The organism is Pseudoflavonifractor sp. An184 (assembly GCF_002160305.1).
GTDB lineage: Bacteria > Bacillota > Clostridia > Oscillospirales > Oscillospiraceae > Lawsonibacter > Lawsonibacter pullicola.
This window is the reverse complement of record NZ_NFKI01000098.1, coordinates 1-5,640: the sequence shown is the minus strand read 5'-3', so window position 1 is coordinate 5,640 and position 5,640 is coordinate 1. Positions and strand designations below refer to the sequence as shown.

5 protein-coding genes are annotated in these 5,640 nt (G+C 61.1%); all 5 read left to right on the top strand.

Going from position 1 to position 5,640, the window contains the following annotated elements; translation table 11 throughout:
* Positions 1-204 (top strand): HIT domain-containing protein (locus tag B5F19_RS18150; protein WP_242972860.1); only part of this gene is annotated, 204 nt, incomplete at its 5' end.
* A 163-nt stretch (positions 205-367) separates the two neighbouring features.
* Positions 368-2,152: an LTA synthase family protein gene (locus tag B5F19_RS16260; protein WP_087292660.1), complete on the top strand. Its 1,785-nt coding sequence runs from the start codon at positions 368-370 to the stop codon at positions 2,150-2,152.
* Between the two features lie 210 nt (positions 2,153-2,362).
* Positions 2,363-3,775: a HAMP domain-containing sensor histidine kinase gene (locus B5F19_RS16255; RefSeq protein WP_162612601.1), complete on the top strand. Its 1,413-nt coding sequence runs from the start codon at positions 2,363-2,365 to the stop codon at positions 3,773-3,775.
* Positions 3,776-4,465 (top strand): response regulator transcription factor, encoded by a 690-nt coding sequence (locus B5F19_RS16250; protein WP_087292654.1) that lies wholly within the window; start codon positions 3,776-3,778, stop codon positions 4,463-4,465.
* An 81-nt stretch (positions 4,466-4,546) separates the two neighbouring features.
* Positions 4,547-5,317 (top strand): helix-turn-helix transcriptional regulator, encoded by a 771-nt coding sequence (locus tag B5F19_RS16245; protein WP_087292651.1) that lies wholly within the window; start codon positions 4,547-4,549, stop codon positions 5,315-5,317.
* Positions 5,318-5,640 lie beyond the last annotated feature (323 nt).

The following is a 5,640-nucleotide window of genomic DNA, read 5'->3' as shown; positions in this document are numbered from 1 at the left end:
CGGCGGCGCTTTTGCGCCGTACAAGCGTTTTCGCGCAAGCGAAAACCTTGGCGCAGGGCGAATTTATTTCGCCCGAGCATGGATAAAACCCGGGAACCCAAAGGCTGTCGAAACAGCCTTTGGGAGGAGCAGGCGGGGCAAAGTGTGCCGCACCTGCACTTCCATGTGCTGTCCGGCCGGGACATGACCTGGCCTCCCGGCTGAGCCGTTCTTTGATTTCAATGCCTTTCTGACGCAGTTCGCGTCAGAAAGGCGTTTTATTTTTCCCCGGCCCGGCGCACCGAACTTTCCCTTTTGACAAACCGGGACAAAGTGTGTACAATAGAGCTCTAAATGTTAAATATATGTTAAATGCAGGAGAGAATTTATGAAGTTCAGAGCTCTTTTCACCAGGGAGCGCCTGGAGCAGGCGGCGCTGCTGCTCCTCCCGCCCCTGACAAGTTTTTATTTGATGCAGTTTATTCTGGGGGTCCTCCCCTGGGAGCTGGCCCCCGGCGTGGTGCTGGCCAACAGCCTGTGCATCGGCGCGGTCTATTTTCTGCTGTGGTCGGCCACGGGCTACCCGGCGGTGTGCTGTCTGCTTCTCCATATCCTGTGCGGGGTGTGGGGAGCGGCCAACTACTTTGTCGCCCTGTACCGGGGGACGCCGGTGCTCCCCTGGGATCTGACCGCCCTGGGGACGGCGGCGGCGGTGTCGGGGAGCTACTCCTTCTCCCCCACCGCCCCCATGCTGGCCGGGATCGCCCTGGTGGCCCTTCTGGCCTGGCTCCTGCGGCACAAATTCCGGGAGGGCCGCTTTCTCATCGACCGGCGCACCGCCCCCCTCCGCTGTCTCTCCCTGGTCCTGGGCGTCTTCTGCCTGAGCCAGGCGGTACATACCGAGTCCCTGAGCCGGTTCGGCGTGGAGACCGACGTGTGGGATCAGCTGGGGGCCTATCAGAAGAGCGGCGCGGTGGCCGCCTTTCTGCGCAACACGGAGTTCATGGAGGTGGAGGAGCCGGAGGATCTGTCCGCCCAGCGGCTGAGCTGGATCATGGACCAGGTGGAGCTTCCGGAGGAGACAGAGGTGAGCGCCGACCACCCCAATATCGTCGCCATTATGAACGAGTCCTGGGCGGACTTTGAGGAGTTCGGCACCCTCTCCCTCACGGAGAGCGTCACCGACTACATCCGCTCCCTGGACAACGCGATCTGGGGCCACGCCTACACCTCCGTGTTCGGGGCGGGCACCAGCGCCAGCGAATTTGAGTTTCTGACAGGGAACTCCATGGCCTTCCTCCCCTCGGGCAGCATCCCCTACCAGCAGTACATTCTGGACGACTCCCCCTCCCTGGCCTCCCTGCTGCGGGAGGAGGGGTACCGCACCCTGGCCTTCCACCCGGGGGAGCGCACCTCCTGGCAGCGGAACCAGGCCTATCCCCGGCTGGGCTTCGACGACTTCAAGTGCGGCGAGGACATGGACGTGGAGCAGACCCTGGAGCACGGCTACGTGAGCGACCGGTCCGACTTTGCCCAGATCATCTGGGAGTTTGAGCACAAGGAGGCGGGTGAGCCCCTGTTCCTGTTCAACGTCACCATCCAGAACCACGGCAGCTACACCGTGGAGGACTACCCCGCCCAGGTCCAGCTCACCGACGAGCCGGGCAAGTACCCCATGGCGGAGCAGTACCTGACCCTGGCCAACGAGACGGACCGGGCCTTCCAGATGCTGGTGGACTACTTCTCCCAGCAGGAGGAGCCCGCCATCATCCTCATGTTTGGGGACCACCGGCCCTCGGTGGAGCAGGAGTTCCTGGACAAGGCCTACGGGGTGGCCCAGGCGGATATGACCATGGAGCAGTACATGGACAAGTACCGGACCCCCTTCGTCATCTGGGCCAACTACCCCCTGGAAGCGGAGGGCCCGCAGGAGTCCAGCTTAAACTTTTTGGGGCAGTACCTGCTCCGGTACGCCGGGATTGAGACCGACCCCTACGGCCAATTCCTGTGGAGCCTCCAGAACACCATCCCGGCCCTCACCTTTGTGGGGTACACCGACGCCCGGGGGAACGCTTACAGCCACCTGGAGGACACCGTCTATACCGGAAAGATCGAGGACTACCAGCGGCTGCAGTATGTGCGGCTGTTCGGCGGCGAGGAACTTACCGCCTAGGTCCTGTTTGAACATCGGAAATGTGCCAGGCCATGCCAGTTTATCCAAGCAAGGCCCAGCGGCCTTCAGAACTTAAACCGGGCCGGCCGGCCGCTCCAGCGGATGGCCGGCCCGGTTTTTCTGAAAATTTGCAAAAAATTTAGATTTTTCCACTTCTCTATTTACAATTACCCCTTATGCTGGAAGATGTATAGAGATCGGAGGCTGGAGATGAAGCGGCAAATTTTCTTCTTCCACATGGCGACCCTGATTGTGGCCCTGCTGACCCTTCTCGCGGTAAGCGGCGGCGTGCTCCATCTGGTATTCCGCGCCTATCAGGACCAGGCGGTCCCGGCGGCGGACAGCCGCTCCGACCAAGTGCAGAGCACTCTGGCCAACTGGCCGGAGGAGGCCAGAGACTGGTGGGAGCTGGACCAGAGTTTGGCCAAGCTGGACTACCGCCTGGCGGTGGAAGAGAACCACCAGGTGGTCTACTCCTCTCTCAACCGGTTTCAGGAGGATCTCTACAACCACATCTTCGCCGACGCCTCCTGGCCGGAGTTGGGCACTCTGGCTCTCCAGGACCAGGGAGTCTTAATCGTGGGGCGCCGGTGCGGAAACGCGGTCCTGGTGGCCATGATGGAGCCCCAGACCCCCGAGATGTTCGGCCAGCAGCGCCCCCAGAACGAAGCGGCTCTCATCTCTTTCTCTGTCAGCGGACTGGCGGCCATCGCAATCATCGGCGTCCTCAGCTTTCTGTTTACCCAGTACCAGATCCGGCGGATTCTCAAGCCGGTGAACGCCATCATTCAGGCGGCCGGACGGGTGGAGCGGGGAGATCTGTCCACCCCTCTGGACTGCAAGGGGCCGGACGAATTCTCCTCGGTATACGCCGCCTTTGAGCATATGCGGCGGCATCTGCTGGAGGAGCAGAAGAAAAACGCCCGCTATGAGCAGGCCCGCACCGATCTGGTGGCGGGCATCTCCCACGACCTTCGCACCCCCCTCACCTCGGTGAAGGGCTATCTGAAGGGGATGCGGGACGGGGTGGCCAACACCCCGGAGAAGCGGGAACTGTACCTGGAGGTGGCCTATCGGAAGTCCTGTGAGATGGAGCGCCTGCTTCAGCGGCTGTTCTACTTCTCCAAGCTGGAGACCGGCAACCTCCCGCTGTTTCTCAGTGACGCCGACCTGGGGGACTTTGTGGCTCAGTTTGTCCGTGAGGCCCGGCAGGAGCTGGCTCCCTCCGGAGGGCAGGTGGCGCTGCGGGGGGCCCCCGCCCCCCACCCGGTTCGGATCGACCCGGAGCAGCTGCTGCGGGTGCTCAACAATTTAAAGGACAATGCGGTGCGGTACTCCGGCGCCTCCCCCCTGGCGCTCACCCTCACCGTCTGGCGGCAGCGGGACCGGGAGTGCATCCGCTTTGCGGACAACGGCCAGGGGGTGCCGGAGGACCAGCTGCCCCATCTGTTTGAACAGTTCTGGCGGGGGGACCAGGCCCGGAGCAGCCGGGGCGGCGAGGGGAGCGGTCTGGGTCTATATATCGTCAAACATATTGTCGAAGCTCATGGGGGCTCTATTCAGGCAAGAAACGACCACGGGCTGGTGTTTGAAATCGCCCTGCCCTGTGCGGAGGTGGAATAAATGGCCAAAATTCTGATTGTGGAGGACGACGAGGAGATCGCCATGCTGGAGCGGGACTACCTGGAGATCGAGGGCTTTCAGGCTCAGGTGATCTCCGACGGCGGGGCGGCGGAGGAGGCCGCCCTCACCGGGGCCTACGATCTGATCCTGCTAGACCTGATGCTGCCGGGGCGCAGCGGCTATGAGGTGTGCCGCCGCATCCGGGACCAGGTGGACGTGCCCATTTTAATGGTCACCGCCCGCACCGAGTCGGTGGACAAGATCCGGGGGCTGGGCCTGGGGGCGGACGACTACATCGCCAAACCCTTCGACCCAGCGGAGCTGGTGGCTCGGGTCAAGTCCCACCTGAGCCGGTATCAGCGCCTCACCGGCGGCCGCGGAGAGGACGACGGCGCCATCCAGGTGGGGGACCTGCGCATCCTCCCCCAGAGCTGGAAGGTCTTTAAAGGGAACCAGGAGATCAAGATGCCCAACCGGGAGTTCGCCCTGCTGAAGTTTCTGGCGGAAAACCCCAACATCGTATTCTCCAAAGAGCGCCTGTTTGAGACCATCTGGGGCTATGACTATGTGGGGGACAGCGCCACCGTCACCGTCCATGTGGGGCGCATCCGGGACAAGATCGAGGACGACCCCGCCCACCCCAAAATCATTGAGACGGTGTGGGGGGCTGGCTACCGGCTGAACCGGTAAAACGGGCCATTCGGGCCGCTCTACGCAGCGTTTGTTGCCCTCTCCTCCCTCTGATGGTATACTGTCTGGGAGGTGATGGGGATGGACCGGCAAAAAACCGGCGCGCTGATCGCGCAGATGCGGAAGGAGCGGGGACTTACCCAGCGGGAGCTGGCCGAGCAGCTGCATATCTCTGACCGGGCGGTAAGCAAGTGGGAGCGTGGAGCCGGATTTCCAGATGTCAGCATGCTGATACCTTTGGCCGAAGCACTGGGCCTGAGCGTCCTGGAGCTCCTTCGGGGAGAACAGAGCGCTCCCTGCGATTCGGAGGGTGCCGCACGGCTTGCCCTGGATTCCATCCAGCAGGTCCAGGGCTGGAAACGTCAGGAGCGGTGGAGACAATCTGTCTGCGCCGCCCTGGGTGTGGGCGCTCTGGTTCTGTGGCTGGCCGTTTGCGGCCTGATTTCCCTTCCCGCAAACCGGACCTGTCTCGCCCGGGTCTATCAGGACGGACAGCAGCAGGAACTGACTTTGGTCCGCTGGTCTGGAACGCTTCAGTTTCGCCTGCCCTTGCGTTGGGAGTTTCGAGGGCAGATCCAGACTCCTCTGGCGCAGACTACCCTGGACCCGGACCGTGAGCTGCATCTGGCTCTTCCTCTTACCTGGGATAAGGCCACCTCTTTGAGTCATCAAAGCTGGAACGGAAGCATCCGTGAACGGGAGGGACCCTTTCTATCTGCTCCCTTTTATCTGGACTGGTGGGGCGGAGAATTTGCATTTTCTCTGTCCGATGGTACTATCATAGCCTCCTCTTCCGATGCCTGCACCGCATGGACCCAGGAATTTGGTGAAAAAGCATCTGCCAGTCCATAAAATTTCCATAAAATCAATTTGCTCAAATGGGCAGGGATTTTCCCTGCCCATTTTTTCAATTCCTCCAAAGAGTGGACAGGCTCCAGAAAATATTTGGCGTTTGTTTCGAAAAAGTTTCGATTTCCTCCCCTCTCTGTTGAGAAACGCTCTCTAAAATAGGCCCGTAAGCAGACCAAGAGCTCCGCGGAAAGGACGGTTGAAACAAATAACCACAAATAAGTCCAATGGTATTAAGTCAAGAGGGTGATTCACGGAAACAACAGAAGAAAACGCCATAGGAGAGCTATGTGAGCAGCCAAAAGGCAACACCAACCAAAGCCCTG